The 15,808-nt window shown below is 69.8% G+C and carries 16 protein-coding genes; 10 read left to right on the forward strand and 6 right to left on the reverse strand.

Annotated features, from left to right (window positions below; all coding sequences use genetic code 11):
* The first annotated feature begins 50 nt into the window (after positions 1–50).
* The 3 genes from ACYVM4_RS04565 (at position 51) to ACYVM4_RS04575 (ending at position 3,234) form a co-directional block, all read left to right on the forward strand.
* Entirely contained in the window at positions 51–1,529 is a 1,479-nt protein-coding gene (locus tag ACYVM4_RS04565) for a carboxylesterase family protein (RefSeq protein ID WP_460667773.1), read from the forward strand.
* Between the two features lie 134 nt (positions 1,530–1,663).
* Positions 1,664–2,638: a WD40 repeat domain-containing protein gene (locus ACYVM4_RS04570; protein ID WP_460667774.1), complete on the forward strand. Its 975-nt coding sequence runs from the start codon at positions 1,664–1,666 to the stop codon at positions 2,636–2,638.
* A gap of 275 nt (positions 2,639–2,913) precedes the next feature.
* A complete protein-coding gene (locus tag ACYVM4_RS04575; protein WP_460667775.1) occupies positions 2,914–3,234 on the forward strand; it encodes a hypothetical protein in 321 nt (106 codons plus the stop codon).
* A 360-nt stretch (positions 3,235–3,594) separates the two neighbouring features.
* Here the strand turns inward: ACYVM4_RS04575 and ACYVM4_RS04580 are convergent, their stop codons facing one another.
* Positions 3,595–4,275, reverse strand: a complete 681-nt coding sequence (locus ACYVM4_RS04580) for a YqjF family protein (RefSeq protein WP_460667829.1) — start codon at positions 4,273–4,275, stop codon at positions 3,595–3,597.
* Positions 4,276–4,954: 679 nt separating this feature from the next.
* On the opposite strand from ACYVM4_RS04580, the gene ACYVM4_RS04585 reads away from it, so the two are divergent.
* A complete protein-coding gene (locus ACYVM4_RS04585) occupies positions 4,955–5,428 on the forward strand; it encodes a DUF4383 domain-containing protein (protein ID WP_460667830.1) in 474 nt (157 codons plus the stop codon).
* A gap of 242 nt (positions 5,429–5,670) precedes the next feature.
* Here ACYVM4_RS04585 and ACYVM4_RS04590 read toward each other — a convergent pair whose 3' ends face one another.
* The 3 genes from ACYVM4_RS04590 to ACYVM4_RS04600 form a co-directional block, all read right to left on the reverse strand.
* Positions 5,671–6,369 (reverse strand): alpha/beta hydrolase, encoded by a 699-nt coding sequence (locus ACYVM4_RS04590; RefSeq protein WP_460667776.1) that lies wholly within the window; start codon positions 6,367–6,369, stop codon positions 5,671–5,673.
* Between the two features lie 91 nt (positions 6,370–6,460).
* Positions 6,461–7,480 (reverse strand): SDR family oxidoreductase, encoded by a 1,020-nt coding sequence (locus ACYVM4_RS04595; RefSeq protein ID WP_460667777.1) that lies wholly within the window; start codon positions 7,478–7,480, stop codon positions 6,461–6,463.
* 557 nt (positions 7,481–8,037) lie between these two features.
* A complete protein-coding gene (locus ACYVM4_RS04600; RefSeq protein ID WP_460667778.1) occupies positions 8,038–9,228 on the reverse strand; it encodes a glycosyltransferase family 4 protein in 1,191 nt (396 codons plus the stop codon).
* A 541-nt stretch (positions 9,229–9,769) separates the two neighbouring features.
* On the opposite strand from ACYVM4_RS04600, the gene ACYVM4_RS04605 reads away from it, so the two are divergent.
* Genes ACYVM4_RS04605 through ACYVM4_RS04615 form a run of 3 tightly spaced genes read left to right on the forward strand, consistent with a single transcriptional unit; the run spans position 9,770 to position 12,017 of the window.
* Entirely contained in the window at positions 9,770–9,949 is a 180-nt protein-coding gene (locus ACYVM4_RS04605) for a hypothetical protein (protein WP_460667779.1), read from the forward strand.
* Positions 9,946–10,923 carry a Gfo/Idh/MocA family protein gene (locus tag ACYVM4_RS04610; protein WP_460667780.1) on the forward strand — a complete coding sequence of 326 codons (978 nt, stop codon included), beginning with the start codon at positions 9,946–9,948 and terminating at the stop codon, positions 10,921–10,923. Before ACYVM4_RS04605 ends, ACYVM4_RS04610 begins: the two co-directional genes overlap by 4 nt.
* Positions 10,920–12,017 (forward strand): zinc-dependent alcohol dehydrogenase, encoded by a 1,098-nt coding sequence (locus ACYVM4_RS04615; protein WP_460667781.1) that lies wholly within the window; start codon positions 10,920–10,922, stop codon positions 12,015–12,017. Before ACYVM4_RS04610 ends, ACYVM4_RS04615 begins: the two co-directional genes overlap by 4 nt.
* Before the next feature lie 28 nt (positions 12,018–12,045).
* On the opposite strand, the gene ACYVM4_RS04620 is transcribed toward ACYVM4_RS04615, so the two are convergent.
* Positions 12,046–12,636 (reverse strand): recombinase family protein, encoded by a 591-nt coding sequence (locus tag ACYVM4_RS04620; RefSeq protein ID WP_460667831.1) that lies wholly within the window; start codon positions 12,634–12,636, stop codon positions 12,046–12,048.
* A 500-nt stretch (positions 12,637–13,136) separates the two neighbouring features.
* Between ACYVM4_RS04620 and ACYVM4_RS04625 the strand changes: the two genes are divergently transcribed.
* The 3 genes from ACYVM4_RS04625 (at position 13,137) to ACYVM4_RS04635 (ending at position 15,186) form a co-directional block, all read left to right on the forward strand.
* On the forward strand, positions 13,137–13,601 hold the full coding sequence (locus tag ACYVM4_RS04625; protein ID WP_368822436.1) for an OsmC family protein: 465 nt from the start codon (positions 13,137–13,139) through the stop codon (positions 13,599–13,601).
* A 195-nt stretch (positions 13,602–13,796) separates the two neighbouring features.
* A complete protein-coding gene (gene ppk2, locus ACYVM4_RS04630; RefSeq protein WP_460667782.1) occupies positions 13,797–14,732 on the forward strand; it encodes a polyphosphate kinase 2 in 936 nt (311 codons plus the stop codon).
* 10 nt (positions 14,733–14,742) lie between these two features.
* Complete coding sequence (locus tag ACYVM4_RS04635) at positions 14,743–15,186, forward strand: anthrone oxygenase family protein (protein WP_460667783.1); 444 nt, start codon at positions 14,743–14,745, stop codon at positions 15,184–15,186.
* A 118-nt stretch (positions 15,187–15,304) separates the two neighbouring features.
* Here ACYVM4_RS04635 and ACYVM4_RS04640 read toward each other — a convergent pair whose 3' ends face one another.
* Complete coding sequence (locus ACYVM4_RS04640) at positions 15,305–15,757, reverse strand: SRPBCC family protein (protein ID WP_460667784.1); 453 nt, start codon at positions 15,755–15,757, stop codon at positions 15,305–15,307.
* Positions 15,758–15,808 lie beyond the last annotated feature (51 nt).

A 15,808-nucleotide genomic window follows, 5' to 3' on the forward strand; every position in this document is an offset into this window, starting at 1 on the left:
GCCTTCTGCAGCCTTTACTTCCCCTACCCCGCCCATTAAGAACAGGAACCATGACAACCACGCTCATATTTGCTCCGCCCTGCGGCCCGGTGCACGGCTGGGCCGACGGTGAGGTGATCCGGGCGACCGGGATCCCCTATGCCACGGCCGGCCGATTCACCGCCCCCGCCCCAGCAACCGACTGGACGGAGCCTCTCGACGCCACGGCCCCGGCCCCGGCCTGCCCGCAGGTCCGGTCCCCCTTCCTCGAGGAGGTCCTCGGCGGGGCCATGGGGGCCCTGCCGCGCGACGAGCACTGCCAGCGGCTGTCGGTGACCCTGCCCCACGATCTGGCCCCCGGGGAGAAGCTACCGGTGATGGTCTGGATCCACGGCGGCTCCTACACCACCGGCGCCGGAGACGCACCCATCATGGACCCGGCCCGGCTCGTCGCCGAACAACGCGTGGTAGTCGTGACCGTCACCTACCGACTCGGGCTGTTCGGCTACCTCGGCTCAGGCCACCACCGCCCGGCCAACCTCGGGCTGCTCGACCAGATCGAGGCCTTCCGCTGGGTGCAGCGCAACATCACCGCCTTCGGCGGCGACCCGAACAACGTCACCGCATTCGGCCAATCCGCCGGGGCCGATGCGGTAGCCCACCTCATGGCCACCCCCGAAGCCGCCTCGCTGTTCCGCCGCGCCATTCTCCAGAGCCCCCCACTGGGGATCACCCGCGGGCGGGCGAAGATGAACGAAGTCATGGTGGCCGCGGCCGAAGTCGTCACCGCCGAGACACCGGCCGAAGAGGTCGTGGCCCTCCAAGCCGAGGTCGCCGCCCACGCCGCGCCCTTCGGGCTGATGGGCGCGATGGCCTTCGGCACCCAGTACGGCCACCACCCCCTGCCGGAGGAGGAGGAGATCGAGGCGGCCTGGGACCGGGTGGCCCCGCACATCGACGTCCTCATCGGTCACACCACCGAAGAAGCACGACTGCACGTCCCGGCAGCTCCCCGCCTGCAACGGTGGGTCCGCCTGCCGGTGCTCGGGCCGCTGATCCGTCGTGCTGTGGTGTCGCACGTGACCGCAGCCGTGTACTCCACCGCGATCCGCCGCTTCGCCACCCGCCACACCCGCGCCGGAGGCACCGCCCACACCTACCAGATCTCCTGGGCCGCTGCGGGCAATCCGTACGGGGCGGCCCACGCCATCGACCTTCCGCTGCTGTTCGGTCATGAGCACACCTGGGCCGGCACCGGGCTCGTCGCCGGTGCTGCGTGGGAGGAGATCGAGGCCCACGGCCGCCAAATCCGCCTGTTGTGGGCCGACTTCGCCCGTGGCACCCCGCTGGGAGCCAAGGGCGGGGTGCCGGGGGCGCTACGCTACCGGCGCGCCCAGGACCTACCCTGGGTCCCGGTGACCAGGCGGACCAGCGCAGCCCGGGGCGGCGAGACTCCGGTGCCGCCCGCCCGTGAACTCGTGACAGCCGACTACCCCAGCCTCTCGCCCCACCCGGACCTCGTCCCTGATCCCCTAGGCGCCACCCCATGACCGCCCTGCCTCAGGCCCGCCCCTCCGGGGAGACCTTGCGCGGGGCCGATACGCCCGCCGCTCGTGTCCTGGCTCGTGCGGCTGAGCACAGGGTGGTGATGCAAGCCCCCAGGACTGTAGTTGCCTGGGGCCTGATGTGCGGAGCACGGACCCTACTGGCACCGGCCGACGGTGCCTGGCTGGCCACCACCGGGTACACCGACGGCACCGTGACGGTGAGGGACCCGGCCACTGGCACTCCGGCCTGTGTCCTTCCCGGTCACGCGGAGTGGGTGAGCGCGGTGGCGGCCCCGGTCGACGGTGCCTGGCTGGCCACCACCGGGTACATCGACGGCACCGTGACGGTCTGGGACCCTTCTACCGGCACCCCGACCCATGCTTTCTCCGCCCACACCCAGTGGGTCAGCGCCATGGTGACCCCGGCCGGCGGCGCCTGGCTGGCCACCACCGGCAACAGCGACCGCACCGTGACACTGTGGGACCCGGCCACCGGCGCCCCGACCCGCACCCTGTCCGTCCCGGCCCACCGGGTGACTGCCATGGTCACTCCGGCCACGGGCACGTGGCTGGCTGCCGGTCACATCAACGGCGCCCTCACGATCTGCCACCCGGCCACCAGCACCGTGATCCGCGCCGCTTCCACCAGCCGTCTGACCACCATGGTGGCTCCCGACAACGGTGCCTGGCTGGCCACCAGCCATGTCGACGGCACCCTCACCATCTGGGACCCTGTCACGGGCACCGTCACCCACACTGTCCCCACCGGGCAGGTGAGCGCGATGGTGGCCCCCAGTGACGGCGCCTGGCTGGTTACCAGCCACCTCGACGGCACCGTGAGAGTCTGGGACCCAGCCACCGGCACCGTCATCCACACCCTCCCCGGCGACCCGTACGAGGTGACCGCGATGGCCGTCTCCCCCGGCGGTACCTGGCTGGCCACCAGTCACCTCGACGGCACCGTGAGGATCTGGGATCCCGGCAGCATGAGCACCGTGGCTGCCCTGACATTGGGAACAGCGCTGTCGCACCTGTCCATCACCGAACACGCACTGACGGCGGTAGGAGAAGGACAGCTCTTCCTGGTGCCCCTCCCGCAGCAACCTTCCTGATGGTTGTCATCCCGGGGCCTGGACGAGATGCGCCAAGCACACCATGGTGCGCACCTCCAGGGGTGAAAAACAGTGTTCCAAATGCTCCACACCACGTGCTGACAGGACAGCCCATCGACCAGTGCTCCTATCCGTGGCTCCTCCATCATGGATGATGTCTGCCCCGCCCCTTCGGTAGATGAAGCGGCTGGGCGCCTGGTCAGCCGCAGGTCAGCCGTCTAGCCTAGGAGAAGGTCCAGCAGTCGGCCACGAACCTTCCGAGGCTCAGGAGCCCTGTGGTGAAGCTGGAGCTTTCCGTGCGCTTTGACGTCACCCCGGACGAACAACAGGTCCGCCTGGTGACCACCGGGCGTCTGACCGAGAGCAACCAACAGATGCTGTATCCCTCGATCCACCGGGCCTACACCCTCGCCACCGCGACTGAGGTTGTCATCGATCTGAGCGCGGTCGAGCATCTCGAGATCGCAGCGCTGGATCTGTTGTGCTGGGAGGTCGAGCACTACCAGCCGATCCATCTCACCCATCCGGTGCGTTTCGTTCTGCCCGAGCCCCCACCGGCCAGCGGTCCTCCCTCCGCCCCCGGAAGCAGGACGTGACTCCTACAGCAGCGGGGCAAGTCAGCAGTCAACCGCCGTCCCAGCGCCCCTGTCGCTGGCGCACCTGGGACAGCAGCACCGATAGGTGACGGAGGGCTGCAGGTTCCCTTGACGCCGGCTGCCGCAGGGCGAGATCCGGATCGATTCACCATCTCCGGTTCTGCTCTGTCTGCTCTGTTGAGCACCTCCGATGATGGTGCGATGAGCAGGTCTTCTCCTGTGCCGGCGGCCCGTCCCGGCGGCGTTCGTTCACACCTATCGCGAAGCCAGCCCTTCTGTCCGCCTACGGACAGGCAAAAAGGCCTAACGACGTTCCGGTGACCCTCCCCTTACCCGTCGCCTGATCCGGGCTAGGGCGGTTTAGGGTGCTGGCACGATCCGGGGTCTGCCGAACAGTGTCTGCACACCGGGTGAGAACAGCACCGACTCTGGGAGACCGGTCACATCCAGGCCGGCCGCGCCGAGCAGCCTGTCGTCGAGATGGGTCAGCTCGCCCGGGTGCAACGGCCACGGCCGATGGGATACGGGCAGGAGAACGGTCCGGCCGGCGAAGCGGGTGTGCATCCAGTGACGGACGGTGAGTTCCGACGACAGCTCGTCATCGGCCTGCAGGCTGCGGTCCGGGCGGACGGCGAACGAGGACCCCGCCTGCCGGTGGCAGCGTTCGACGTCGTACCCGTAGACCGGGGCCGAGCCGCCCGTGACGGTGGTCCGGCATCGCGACCACACGTAGGGAATGCTGGCCGCGCGGGCCGCCAGGACCACGGGGAGCCGTGGGGCGTCCAGGGACAGGAACACCACCCCGCGCGAGCCGTCCACTGCACGGGAGTACAGGCGCACGTTGACCTCGGTGAAGGTCCCGAGGTAGGGCACCGGCAGGGCCGCCCCGAGATGCGTTTCGCTCATCCGGAAACCGATCAATCCCACCCAGGTGGACCCGTCGAACACGTCGGGCTCCACACCGGAGGGCATGTACGGTGCCGCCACGGAGGCGGGGATGCGCCAGTGCAGGATGACCGCATCAGACCACGACTGCTCCATAAGGTAAGGCGTGGGCAGCACCGGCCCGGCCGGCCACGGATCGGCGCCCTGGGAGCGGTGCCGTTGCATGGGGCCAACCTAGCAATCACCACCGAGCGCCTTCCACACCGGCTCCCTCGCCGACCCACCGGGAAGCGAGACCGTCGGACACCTGGTCAGCACCCGAGGAGCGGCCTAGCCTGGTAGGAGGTCCAGCAGTCGGCCACGATCCTCTCGTGGCCCAGGAGCCCGCGTCGTGGAACCTCAACTGTCCGTTCTCGTCGAGATCGACCCGGATGAACGACGGGTGCGTCTGATGACCGCCGGGCACCTCACCGAGACGAATCAACGGGCCCTGTACCCGTTGATCCGTCGCGTGCGGAGGCTCACCTGTGACACCGAGGTCGTCATCGACCTCACCTCGATCAAGCACTTCAAGGGCCCCGCACTGGACCTGCTGTTCTGGGAGGTCGAGCACGACGAGCCGGGGCACCCCGCCCGGCCGGTGCATTTCGCCCTGACCCAGCCACGACCGACCAGCGAACTTCCCTCCCCCCACGGGCCCCAGGCGCATCGGACCGGTTCCACCGCCTGGACGCCACCCGGCTCGAACACGGTCCTGGCCCACCGATTCTTCAGGAGGATTCGCCCCGCGGGGTGTGCCGTTTCGACCCATGCGCAACCGAGGAAAGGAACGACCATGCCCACTCCAGTCGCTCGACCCGAGGAAAGCACGACCCGCCGCTCTCTCGTTCGGACAGCGTGCCTGCTCTACGGGGTCGTCTTCCTGCTCGTGGGGGTCGCCGGTTTCATCCCCGGCATCACCAGCAACTACGACACGATGCAGTTCGCCGGCCACCACTCCGAGGCCATGCTGATGGGCGTCTTCCAGGTCTCGATCCTGCACAACCTCGTGCACCTGCTCTACGGAGCCGCCGGGATCGCGCTGGCCCGGAGCGTCTCGGGGGCGCGGAACTTCCTGCGCTGGGGTGGGGCGGTGTACCTGCTGCTGTGGCTCTACGGGTTGCTCATCGACAAGGAGTCCGGGGCGAACTTCGTTCCGGTGAACACCGCCGACGACGGGTTGCACCTGCTCCTGGGCGTGACCATGGTGGCCCTGTCCTTCCTGGACCGCCGAGCCCGCGCCCGGACCGCCGACCGGACCCGCGCCTGATACCGGGCCGGTGACCTCAGGCGTCACGCTGAGTGAGAGGTCACGGTGAACGGCTCCCCGCGGCTGCCCGCGGGGAGCCGTTCACTGTGGGGGTCGCTGTCAGCGCTCCGCCACCGCAGCTCCACCTCGCCGTGCGGCGAACGTCGGTGGACGCCGGGGTGGAAGGCGGCCACGCGGACACCACTGCCGCACGGCGGGAACGAGAGACTGGCCAAGCCCGGCCGTCCGCGCCCCACCGATGGTCATCCGGGAAGAAGGTTGCTCCAGCCCAGCCATTCCGCAGCCTGAAGCGCAATGTCGAGAGGAACAGTGTGGGCTCCGTCGAACTCGAGATAGGTGACGTCGTACCCATCCTGCTGCAATGTCGGCACGATGTGTCTGCTGGTGCGGTCGATGGGCAGGATCCGATCTGTCACGCCGTGGGAGATGAAGATCCGAGGACGTCCCACTCGGGCGGCGGAAGGCACGAAACCCGGGGAGAAGGCGATGACGTGACTGAACAGGTCACCGTTGGCCAATCCCAGCCCCAGGGCGTAGGAGGCACCGTCGGAGAATCCGGCGATGCCGATCCGTGCCTGATCTATCAGGACCACTTCGAACGCGCGGCGCAACGAGCGGTCGATGACCTCGACGTCCGGGCCGTAGCCGTTGCGGATCCCGTCCCAGGTCGATCCCCGCGACACCGGGGCCAGGACGACGACGGCGTACTGATCGGCGACTGCCTGTAGGACGGATAAAGTCCCCTCGGGAAGGCCGCCCGCCCCGTGCAGCGCTACCAGCAGCGGTGCCGGCTGGCCTGCCCGGGGCGAAGAGGGCACACAGAGCACAGAGTCCCGTTGTTCGTCCACCTCGAGGCTGTGCATCCCTGCAACGGCCGGGGCGGCGACCAACGCATCGTCAGGACGCGCCGACAGCGCAGCACGGTTGTGTTGATGACCCATCAGTTTCCTCCGTATCCGCGTAACTGGACACGCTCTCCCCCGGCATCACTCCGGGCGACCTCGAGGAGGACATGTCGAGCCGGGGGGGCGGTCAGCGATTCGACCCGGTGCCGTCCCGGCGAGAGAGTGCGGCGGCGACAGTGGCCAGCGCGCCAACGGCCAGCAATGACTTGGCCCGCGGATGGGTCTGTAGCCAGGTGTAGGTGCTGAAGCTGCGGGCGCGGGCGCTGAAGTCGCCCTCGGTGCGGTTGTCCTCGGTCCGTGGGGCGTAGAGCGTTCCGGGGGCACCGCCCGGGGCGGGGATGGTGGTGGCCTCCAGGGGAACGGCCCTGGCCAGCAGGGTGTCCATCAGACGTGGGGAGAGCATCTGCGTGCAGGCCATCATGCGCCCGCCCCCACCGGCGTAGAGATCCCGCACCGGGTGCTCGGCGGCGTAGAGCACGCACTCGGCCACCACCGAGGGCTGGTAGATCGGCGGTGGACCCGTGGGTTCGACGTCCATCGTGTGGGCCGCGCTGGTGAAGAACGGGGTGTTGATGGTCCCCGGTTTGATGCTGGTCACCGAGATCGGTGCTCCCTCGGCCATCAGGTCCCGGCGCAGCCCGTCGATCATCCCTTCCACCGCGTGCTTGGAGGCACTGTAGGCGCTGTGCCGCGGCAGGGCCACTGTCGACTCCACCGAGGAGATGGCGATCAGCGCCCCACCTCCGGCCTGGCGCAAGTGCGGCAAGGCGACCAGGGCCCCATGCACCTGCCCCAGATAGTTGATCTCCATCAGGCGGCGGAACTCCTCGGGCAGGGTCTGCTCGAAAGGAGCATGGACGAGCACGGCGGCGACGCTGACCCAGGTGTCGATGCGCCCGAAGGTCGCCACAGCGGTCTCGGCGACGGCCCGGACCTGGTCGTGGTCGGCGACGTCGCACACGACATAGGCGCCCTGCCCACCGCGCTCGGTGATCTCCTCCACCAATGACTGCAGACCGGCTTCACTGCGGGCGGCCACGACGAGCTTCGCACCCTTCTCGGCCAGGCGCAGCGCGGACTCCCTCCCGATGCCGCTGGAGGCTCCCAGTACGACGACGACCTGCTCGGCGATGGGCTTGAGCTTCATGATCAACACTCCTGTCCCGGTGGCCTCCCGCCAACCCCGGGCGCGGGCCGAAGGGATGCGCTGAGAACGCCTGTCCTCACCGTAGACAGGCACCGACCCGACAGCAAGGACACTGATGGGTGCGGGCACGGACGCAACACCCCCTGCGGTGCATCATCAAAGACGAACCTCTGCTGCAACGCGGCGGATCCTACAGTTACCTCAGGTCCCAGCAGTCCTGTCGGCCGTGCAGATACACTCTGATCCTTCTGTGCAGGGCACCTTCATCTCCTCAACGCATCATGCATGGGCGCGGCTCTGAGATACGACTCATCCCACGGGCGTCGATTCTCGGAGACGACTGCCACATTGCGTTGCGAGGTCGGGGTTACATGGGGTCTGGTCCTTGGTGCTCATCGGTGGATCACGGTAGGAGGCCTCGGCGACAGTTACCGGCGATCTTCATCAGAGTCGGCACGGTTTTCCGCGCCCTGCTCGGGGCGCCTCGTAGTAGCGGCCCAGCCAGCGGCACAGCCCGTCGAGGCCGGGGAAGAGCACGCGCTCGTTCCTGTTCGCCTTCACCGCACCATGGAGGCCGCGTCGTAGACGGCCCGTGTGCGGGTCACCATGCAGTCGACGGTGAACTCGTCCAGGTATCGTCGGCGCCCGGCTTGACCGTACTGGGCGCGCTTTTGGCCGTCGTCCAGCAGCTGTGCCAGTGCCGCGGCCAGTCGCTGGGCGTTCTCGGTGGGCACGAGAAGCCCGGTTTGGTCATGGGCCACGACCTCGGTCGAGCCGATCACCCGGGTGGCCACTACCGGCAGGCCGGCCTCCATCGCCTCGATCAAGGCCAGCGGCATTCCCTCCGCGCGTGAGGGCAGGACGAACACGTCGGCGGCGTTCAGGAGCAAGCGGGCGTCGGCTCGGTGGCCCGGGAGGTGCACCGTGCCGGTCAGGTCGCGTTCGACCACCAAGGCCTCGAGCTCCCGGCGCAGATCGCCCTCCCCTAGGATCACCACCTGCAGCTTCGGATAGTTCGGTTTAAGCACAGCAGTGGCTTCGATCAGGTATCGCTGCCCTTTCATGAGCGTGAGCCGGCCGGTCGACAGCACGACGAGATGCTCCGGTTGCAGCTGCAGCGCTGCTCTGGCCGTGGCCCGCCCCGGGGCGTCCCGGCGAGGTCGGATCCCGTTGAGCACCGTCACGAAGTGCTCCTCGCTCACCCCTCGTGCGGTGTAGGTGTCCCGGAGCCCCTGGGACACGGCGATCCGCCAATGGGCGAACGACGTGTTCTTGACCAGTTGCTCGGCCTTGGCGCGACTGTGAATGAGAAAGGGCTGGTGGTGGGTGATGATCACCGCCGGCACTCCGGCGGCCCTCGCCAGACGCAGCCCGTCCGGGTCCTCCCAGCCCCAGCCGGCGTGGCAGTGGAAGATGTCCATCGGATGAGCCGACAGGAAGTTGCTGATCACCTCCGGGTAGGTGGGATCGTGCGGACTGGGCAGCGCCACCGTGCGGGCTCCGCGGGCGGCGGCCTCCTCGAACAGCCAGCGGGCGCGGTCACTGGTGCGGCACAGCACCCACACGTCCATCTGCCCGGCCAGTCCTTCGATGAGGTCGAGCATGTGCATGCCCATCCCGGAAGGGTTCGCCGAGCGGGTGTACAAGCAGATGGACTGACGGACCCCACCGGCGTCCTTCCCCAGGACACTGGCGCCCGGGGAAGCGCGTGGTCCCGAAAACGGCCCCCTCGCCGCGGCGTCCAACATGTGACTCACCGTACCGTCGACCCTCGGTCAACACACCTGCACCGAAGGAAGCGCGGTAGGAATGTCGTGGTATTCCTAGGCGGCCGTGACACATACTTCCTCGGGGTTGGAACCGCCGGTAGTGTCCGGTGGGAATCCACGATGGTGCACCCGTGGGCAGCCGGCTCGGCGGGAAGAGGGACCGATGCGCGAGGACGTCCACAAGCGGTTGGCCGCCCGCAACGACAACGCACCCCTGGGCTCGCCGGAGTGGCTGGTGCGCCATGAACAGCACCGCACGCTGAGCCTGGTCCTGCCGGCCCGCCCCGAAACTGCCACCGTTGGTCACATCGTCGCGGCATTGCGAGCCGGTCCCCTGGACTGCGTGCCACTCATCGCCGGTCTGGTCCTCATCGGTTTCCGCTCCACCGACGGCACCGCCGCGCCAGCTGGCTCGGGGTCCGGGTGTTCCGTCAGGGCACGATCCTCCCCACATACGGCAACGTCCCCGGTAACAAGGCCCTCTCCGATCCGGTGCCCGGGAGGGGCGTGTTGCCCTTCCTTGTCCGACCATGGGCGGACCGGCTTCCTGGCCGCCGCCGACGGGTTCATGGGCTCCCTGAGCAGATCGGACGGCTTCGGCCCGCCGGCGTGCCGGGAGGCCGCCGAGCAGTGGACGCCGGCCGGCATGGCGCGGCAGCACCTGGACCTGCACACCCGACTGAAGGAGAACCTCTCATGACGCTGCGCATTGCCGTCGTTGGCGCCGGCCTGATGGGCCGGCGCCACGCCGAGGCCCTGCACCGCATCGGCGGGGCCCGCGTCGTGAGTGTCACCGACGCGCACGAACCCGCCGCCGCGACCCTGGCCGCCGAGCTGGGCGCGGCCTCCTTCACGGACCCCGACGAGGCCCTCGACGCGGTGGAGGTGGACGCCGTCTACGTCTGCGTGCCCCCGTTCGCCCACGGCCCCGCGGAGCTGGCAACGCTCAGACGAGAGATACCGCTGTTCGTGGAGAAGCCCGTGGGCCTGGGACTGGAGATCGCCGAGCAGATCGGGGCGCTGGTGGAGGACGCCGGCGTCGTGACGGGCACGGGCTATCACTGGCGGTCCCTGGACACGACCGACCGCGCCAGGGAGCTGCTCGCGGACGCGCCCCCGCTGCTGGCCAACGGGTACTGGCTGGACAAGCGCCCACCCGCTCCGTGGTGGGCGCGCACCGACCGGTCCGGTGGCCAGGTCGTTGAACAGCTCACCCACGTGCTGGACACCGCCCGTTTCCTCCTCGGGGAAGCCGTCGAGGTCTACGCCGCCGGGGTGCGCAAGGCTCCCGACGGTGCCCCGCAGGACCACGGCGACATCGACGACGCCACCGCCGCTACCGTGCGTTTCGCCTCCGGGGCGATCGCCACACTCGCCGCCACCTCGGTGCTCGCGGCCAAGCACCGGGCGGCCCTGCACACGGTCAGCCGGGGCCTGTACCTGGAGCTGTCCGAGGACGGGCTCACGGCGTTCGAAGGCGCGGCGCGCACTGACCACAGCCCTGCTGAGAGCCCACGGATCGCCGTGAACCGGGAGTTCCTCGAGGCGGTGCGCGGCGAACGGGAGTCGACGCGGGCGCCCTACGCCGAGGCCCTGCGCACCCACCGGCTGGGCTGCGCGATCGCCGAGTCGGCCCGCACGCGCTCCCCCGTGCGGCTGGAGCCGTCGCCGTGACCCCGCGCCGCAACCTCGTGGTCCCGGCCCGCGGGCGGATCGAGATTGTCGACGAGGAGCTCCCGGACGTCCCCGACGGCGGCCTGCTGCTGGAGACGCTCGCTACGGGGCTGTCGGCGGGCACGGAGCTGGCCTTCGTCAAGGGCGACCACCCCGGGCTGCACTCCCGGCACGACACCGAGCTCGGCCTCTTCCACCCGGGCGTGCCCGAGCAGGGCTACCCGGTGCGCCGGCTGGGCTATATGGAGGTCGCCCGGGTCGCCGAGACCCGCACGCCCGCCTTCCGGGCCGGGGACGTCCTGGCCACCGCCTACGGCCACGCCACCGCCCACGTGGCGGACCCGCTGATCGAGCACCTGGTGCCGCTGCCGGAAGACCTCGACCCTCTCCTGGGCGTCTTCGTAGCCCAGTTCGGCCCCATCTGCGCCAACGGCCTGCTGCACGCGGCAGCGGACACCGGGCCGGTGACTTCGCTGGGGGACGGCGTGGCCGGCCGGCTGGTCCTCGTCACCGGCGCCGGGCCCGTCGGGCTCGTCACCGCGCTGTTCGCCCGCTTCCTGGGCGCGCGGGAGGTCGCCGTGGCCGACGCCGACCCCCGCCGACGTGCACTGGCAGAGCGGCTCGGCTTCTTCTCGCTGAACCTCGACGACGACCCCGGCCGGACCCTGAAGACCCGCTGGCGGCATGGGCCGGGGGACCACGGCGCCGACGTCGTGTTCCAGTGCCGGGCCAAGCCCGGGGCCCTGCACGCGGCCCTGCGCGCCGTGCGCCCGCAAGGATCGGTGATCGATCTCGCTTTCTACACGGAGGGCGCGGACGCCGTGCGCCTGGGCGAGGAGTTCCACCACAACGGGCTCAGCCTGCGCTGCGCGCAGATCGGGCGCGTGCCGCGCGGACTAGGCCACGAGTGGGACCGGCACCGGCTCTCGGCGGAGACCGTGCGACTACTCACGGCCCACGCGGACGATGTGCGGGAGCACCTGATCACCGACGTCGAGGCGTTCGAGGACGCCCCGGCCCTCATGCGCGACGTTGCCACCCGGCGCCGCCATGTGCTCACAGCCGTGTTCACCATGGATAGACCCCGTCGGTGAACACCACAACCGCCCGCGCCCGCCACCCTCAGACTGTCGGCATGGGCAGTTCCCGGATGCGTCGGTAGAGGGTGGCCCGCGACATCCCCAGGTCCCGTGCCACCTGGGTGGCCGGCTCCCCGGAATCGATCAGCCGCAGCGCGTTGCGGATCTGGGAGTCGGTGAAGGTCTGCCTGCGCCCGCCGAGGTCCTTGCCGGCGGCCCGCCGCTTGGCCACCGAGTCGGTGATCCGCTCCCGCTTGATCTCCAGCTCCATCTGCGCCAGAGCGGCCATCACGGTGAACACCATCGAGCCCATCGGGGTGGCGGTGTCCACGTCTCCCCCACCAAGATTCAGCACCCGCAACCCGGCACCTCTCTCCCGCAGTGCTTCGGCGAAGGCAAGCATGTTCTGCGTCGACCGCCCCAGACGGTCCAGCGTGGTGATGACCAGCGTGTCGCCCGGCTCGAGCGCGGCCACGGCCTTGTCGAACTGCGGACGGGACGCGCGACCTCCGGACACTCCACTGTCCACGTAGATGTCATCGCGCCGCACGCCGGCGCTCAGCAAGTCATGCACTTGACGGTCTGCGTCTTGCTGCCGCGTCGACACCCTCGCGTACCCGATCAACTTCCCCACGTTCACCCCATCTGTCTCGCAACACAGGTTGAGTATCTGATTCTAGGGGCACGCATAAAGCACAAGGATGCGAGACAGGCCGAACCCCGGAAACACGCGCGCGCAAATTTGCCCGACGAGACGTCTCGCATCCCATCGGATGCCCGACGCGAGCACAACCAGCCGCGGTGCGGTGCTGCCGGACCGGCTCGTGGTGGACCGCCGGGCGTTCCGCCACCGCCTCGGGACGCCGCGATGACCGGTGCCGCCGCCCGGCTGTTCCGCACCGACCCAGTCAGCGGTTGCCTGCCGGGCACCCTCGCGGCACCTCGGGGCCGCGGCGGCACGGAAGCCCTTCCGCACGACCTGGCCGCCACGCCAGTCTTCCCCGGTCTCCTGGCAGCAACCCCGGGCTGGGCCCGTGCCCCCGCCGTGGCGGGAAGCCCCGATCAGGTGGCCCGCCGCGCGGATCGCTCTCGGCATCCGTCCGCCCGCGGGAGCGTGGTTGGCATCATGGGGTCATGAGTGAGATCAACGACCCCACACCACGCTCCGTCGAGCTGACCCGCACCGCCACCGGCCACTACACCGCCCGCAACTCCGAGGGGGCCGAGATCGCCTTCGGCCGGGGCGAGGGCCTGCTGTCTCCCGTGGAGCTCCTGCTGGCCGCCATCGCCGGGTGCTCGTCCGTCGACGTGGACATCGCGACCTCCCGCAGCGCGGAACCCTCGGAGTTCCGGGTCGAGGCCACGGGACAGAAGATCTTCGAGGAGAACGGCGCGAACCGCCTCGAGGACCTGCACCTCTCGTTCCACCTCTCCTTCCCCGACGACGCGCCCGGTCGCAAGGCGGCCGGCATGGTCGAGCGCCTCGTCACCCTCTCCCACGACAAGTACTGCACGGTCTCGCGGACGGTGGAGCACGGAACGGCCGTCAGCCATGACGTCAGCGTCGGCATCGACGGCCCCGCGGACGAGGCCCTGTAGACGCCCCCACGGGCGGCTCCGCCCGGGAGCGCTCGCCGTGCCCTGCTCCTGTCCCGCCGCGGGAACACGGACCGGCGGGGCGACCGGACCGACCTCCTGGTGTTCACCGGGAGGTCATGAGCCCGCCGCCCGAGCAGGTCAGGATGACCACGCCTACACTGCGCTGAAGAGACCCTGACCGGAGAGGAACGGCCGATGCCCGACGGAAAACGGCAGTGGATGCCCACCGATCAGTGGTCGGTGCGGGAGAACCTGCGGGAGTTCATCGACCACCTCACGCAGATGGGCTACACCGTGCCCCACGGGCACGAGGAGGACCCCGCGCTGATCGACCCCGGCGGCTCGGCGGTGGAGACCTGGCGGGAGGACCACCCCTACGACGAGCTGATGAGCCGGGAGGAGTACGAGCTCGAGAAGTACCAGCTCCAGATCGAGCTGCTGAAGTTCCAGTACTGGGGCCAGGACCACGACCTCCAGCACGTCATCGTGTTCGAGGGCCGGGACGCCGCCGGCAAGGGCGGGACCATCAAGCGGTTCACCGAGTACCTCAACCCGCGCGCCGCCCGGGTGGTGGCTCTGACCAAGCCCTCGGACCGCGAGGCCGGGCAGTGGTACTTCCAGCGCTACATCCGCCACCTGCCCACCGCCGGGGAGATGGTGCTCTTCGACCGCTCCTGGTACAACCGCGCGGTGGTGGAACCCGTGATGGGCTTCTGCACCCCGCAGGACTACGCCTGGTTCATGGACCAGGCCCCGGTGTTCGAGAAGATGCTCGTGGACTCGGGCATCCACCTCACCAAGCTCTGGTTCTCCGTGACCCAGCAGGAGCAGCGCACCCGGTTCGCGATCCGTCAGATCGATCCGGTGCGCCGGTGGAAGCTCTCCCCGCAGGACCTGGCCTCCCTGGACCGGTGGGAGGACTACACCGAGGCGAAGGAGGAGATGTTCCTGCGCACGGACACCGACCACGCCCCGTGGACCACCGTGAAGTCCAACGACAAGAAGCGGGCGAGGATCAACGCGCTGCGCTTCTTCCTGGACCAGTTCGACTACGAGGACAAGGACCCGTCGGTGGTCCATCCGGCGGACCCGCTGATCGTGCGCCGCGGCCGTGACGCCATCGGCGACTGATACTCGGATCGTGGAAGCGTGGCTGGTGCTCGCCGCCGGAGTCGGCTCGGGCCTCGTCGGCGGGTTCTACCTGGCGTTCTCCCTGGTAGTGATGCCGGCGCTGCGGCGCCGCCCCGCCGGGGAGGCGGCCTCTGCGATGATCGCCGTCAACCGGGCTGCGGGCGGGGCGCCGTTCCTGGTGCTGTTCTTCGGCACCGCCCTCGCCTGTCTCGCCGTGGTCGGCGCCGGTGTGTCCGAGCCCGGTGCGCCGGTCCGCGTGCTGGGCGGCCTGGCCTCCCTCGCGGGCTGGGTCCTGACCATGGCGGTCAACGTCCCGCTGAACACCAGGTTCGCACGCACCGATCACCGGACCGCGGCGTGGTCCGGGTACGCGCGGCCGTGGACGCGGGCCAACCACCTCCGGGCGGGCCTGTCCGTGCTGGGGGCCCTCGCCCTGCTCCTCCCCGTCCCCTGAGCGCTCGGGACCCCGGCTGCCGGGACGCGGAGCAGCGGTGTCCCGGCAGCCGGGGTCCCGGGCCGTGGTGGTCGTCGAGGGCTCCCGCAGCCGAGTGGCCGCCACCACCCGGAAGGGACTAGGAGCCGGGCCCGAGGTGTCCCCGCAGCCTGTCGAAGCTGTCCGTCCAGCCGCGGCGGTGCAGTTCCAGCCGCTCCGCGGTCGCGAAGGGCCCCTGGGTCGGGGAGACCTCCGTCGCACGGCCTCGGGCGTCCAGGGACAGGCGGACGATCGTCTCCTGGTCGTCCGCCGTGGGCTCTTCCCAGCGGAAGGTGTAGGCCAGGCGCGCCGGCGGGTCGATCTCGAGGAACTCGCCCGAGAGGTGGAACAGGTCCCCTTCGGGCGGTTGCATGGAGAGGCGGTAACCACCTCCCACCCGAAGGTCGAGTTCGGCCCCGGGCATCGTGAACCCGTGGGGCCCCCACCACCTCGCCAGGTCGCCCGGATCGGTCAACGCACGGAAGACCCGGTCACGCGGCGCCACCAGCGTGCTGCTGAGCGTCAGGAGCAGGCCGCGGTCGTGCTTCCTCATGCCGCCACTGTGGCACCCCGCGGAGACCCAGGGAAGACCGCGCGGACTGCC

It is taken from the genome of Kocuria himachalensis, assembly GCF_054784195.1.

Bases quoted from the DNA above. Each gene is read 5' to 3' on its own strand.
- ACYVM4_RS04610 (WP_460667780.1), top strand. From the start codon at position 9,946: ATGACGCTGCGCATTGCCGTCGTTGGCGCCGGCCTGATGGGCCGGCGC.
- ACYVM4_RS04570 (WP_460667774.1), top strand. From the start codon at position 1,664: ATGTGCGGAGCACGGACCCTACTGGCACCGGCCGACGGTGCCTGGCTG.
- ACYVM4_RS04580 (WP_460667829.1), bottom strand. From the start codon at position 4,275: ATGGAGCAGTCGTGGTCTGATGCGGTCATCCTGCACTGGCGCATCCCC.
- ACYVM4_RS04585 (WP_460667830.1), top strand. From the start codon at position 4,955: ATGCCCACTCCAGTCGCTCGACCCGAGGAAAGCACGACCCGCCGCTCT.
- ACYVM4_RS04625 (WP_368822436.1), top strand. From the start codon at position 13,137: ATGAGTGAGATCAACGACCCCACACCACGCTCCGTCGAGCTGACCCGC.
- ACYVM4_RS04600 (WP_460667778.1), bottom strand. From the start codon at position 9,228: ATGTTGGACGCCGCGGCGAGGGGGCCGTTTTCGGGACCACGCGCTTCC.
- ACYVM4_RS04590 (WP_460667776.1), bottom strand. From the start codon at position 6,369: ATGGGTCATCAACACAACCGTGCTGCGCTGTCGGCGCGTCCTGACGAT.
- ppk2 (WP_460667782.1), top strand. From the start codon at position 13,797: ATGCCCGACGGAAAACGGCAGTGGATGCCCACCGATCAGTGGTCGGTG.
- ACYVM4_RS04640 (WP_460667784.1), bottom strand. From the start codon at position 15,757: ATGAGGAAGCACGACCGCGGCCTGCTCCTGACGCTCAGCAGCACGCTG.
- ACYVM4_RS04565 (WP_460667773.1), top strand. From the start codon at position 51: ATGACAACCACGCTCATATTTGCTCCGCCCTGCGGCCCGGTGCACGGC.
- ACYVM4_RS04595 (WP_460667777.1), bottom strand. From the start codon at position 7,480: ATGAAGCTCAAGCCCATCGCCGAGCAGGTCGTCGTCGTACTGGGAGCC.